The sequence below is a fragment of the Streptomyces sp. NPDC004752 genome, assembly GCF_053601275.1.
On the sequence record NZ_JBSGBN010000292.1, the window covers coordinates 1 to 2,193 of the forward strand.

Sequence of the window (2,193 nt, forward strand, 5' to 3'; positions counted from 1 at the left end):
CGCGCGCCATGAGGCGTTGTTCGATTGTGTGGAGGTGAAAGACCTACACCCTGGCCCTGTCGCAGCAGGGTCGTGAAGCTGAGGACAGCCTGATCCGGGAGGTGCCGGGGAGGGTGGGAGCAGTCCTGACAAAGCCGGGACGTGCCAGTACTGCCAGATGGTGCGGGTTCGGCGAGCGAGATGGAGAGGTGTACGAGAGGAACCGGCGTTTTACGTCTCTCAACTATTCACCGGCTCGAACCTGGCGGATACGGGCCGGAGGCGATGTGTAACCAACCGGCCTGCTGAGCAGGTGGTTTGGGGAACTCCTGGGCGGGTTTGAGCTTGCTCGCCGGGAGGCCGTGCCGAAGGTCTGCGGCGTAGGCATGGCGATATCGCAGGGACATAGTCGGGCGCCTACTCCATCAAACGATCGGCAATGAACATGGGAACCGCCTGGTGACAGCTCCAGGTCCCGCGCGGCCAGCGCGGAGGCCGGGATGGGCCCACCGTCGGCCGACAGCGCCGGGCGGGGCGGAGCCGCCGTAGTACTCCGAGCCGGGGAGAGCCCGTGCACATGGGGAAGGGCGGCAGCGGAATCGAGAAGGGAAGGAGGCTGCAATGCCGAAAGAAGCACTGCTGAACAGCGGTGCCCCAGAGGCCCCGACGGGGTCTCACCAGCGGGTATCGGGGATGCAGGCCAAACTTCACTGTTGGGCGGCGGCCGACTCCGGCCGCAGGTTCGACGATCTGTTCAACCTCGTGCACGACCCGGCGACGCTACTCGTGGCGTTCGAACGGGTCGCGGGGAACAAGGGCGCCAAAACCCGCGGAGTTGACGGCCTGACGGCCGTCAACGTGGAAGAGGAGATTGGTACTCCCGGGTTCCTTGAGGACCTTCGCCGCGCACTCAAGACGGGTGAATTCCGCCCGCTGCCGGTACGTGAGCGGAAGATCCCCAAGCCGGGCGGCTCGGGGAAGGTCAGGAGCCTAGGCATCCCGACCATCACCGACCGCGTGGTCCAGGCCGCGCTGAAACTGGTGCTGGAACCGATCTTTGAGGCCGGGTTCTTGCCGGTCTCCTACGGCTTCAGGCCGAAGCGGAGAGCCCACGACGCGATCGCCGAGATCCAGCTGTTTGGCACCCAGGGGTACCGCTGGGTGCTGGACGCCGACATCGAGGCGTGCTTCGACTCGTTCGATCACACGGCCCTGATGGACCGGGTGCGTAAACGGGTCAAGGACAAGCGCGTGTTGGCGCTGGTGAAGGCCTTCCTCAAGGCCGGCGTCCTCACCGAGGGCGGCACACGCGAGGAGACATATACCGGCACTCCTCAAGGCGGCATCCTCTCGCCCTTGCTGGCCAACATTGGCCTGACCGCGCTCGATGAGCACGTGCACGGGTCGTGGCTGCAAGGCGGGGAGCTGTCCACCAAGGACAAGCGGTCCTACCGTCGTAGGAAGGGCCTGCCGTGTTGGCGGATCGTCCGCTTCGCGGACGATTTCGTCGTCATGGTCAACGGCCGCAAGAGCGACGTGGAGAACCTGCGCGAGGACATCGCCGAAGTGATCAGACCACTCGGGCTGAGGCTGTCACCAGCCAAGACTCGTGTGGTTCACATGGCGGACGGCTTTGACTTCCTGGGGTTCCACATCCAGTGGCGCCGCAAGCGGGGAACGAATACATGGCACGTCTACACCTTCATCGCGGACCGGCCCGTCCGGCAGCTGAAGGAGCGTATCCGGGCCCTGACGAACAGAACGTCGCAGCAGAGGCCAGCCTTCGTCATGACCAGACTCAACCAGATCATGCGCGGGTGGGCGAACTACTTCAAGCACGCGGTGTGCAAACACACTATGCGGGCCCTGGAGCACTTCGTATGGCACAGGGTCATCAAATGGTGGCGCACACTGCACCGCTGGAGCGGGACGGAGGTCCGCCGCTGGCTGCTCAACCCGGCAACGGGAAGATGGAACAGGCCAGTCGTGGAGGGGATCGAGCTGTTCAACCTCGCAGCAGTCCCCATCACCCGGTACCGATACCGGGGAGTCGCCAAAATCCCAAGCCCTTGGCCCCTGCACAACCACGTCTGACAGCAGAGACCGTGGAGCGCCCGGTGCGGTGAGAGCCGCACGCCGGGTGCGGCGAGCGGCCTGGGGAAACGGGTCGGCGGCAACGCCGAAACCGCGCCCCAGGCCGACTCAACACCAGTA

Annotated in this window: 1 protein-coding gene; it reads left to right on the plus strand. The window is 65.1% G+C overall.

The annotated features are described in order from the left end of the window. The first annotated feature begins 600 nt into the window (after positions 1 to 600). Complete coding sequence (ltrA, locus tag ACWEKM_RS46425) at positions 601 to 2,073, plus strand: group II intron reverse transcriptase/maturase (RefSeq protein WP_451627349.1); 1,473 nt, start codon at positions 601 to 603, stop codon at positions 2,071 to 2,073. Positions 2,074 to 2,193 lie beyond the last annotated feature (120 nt).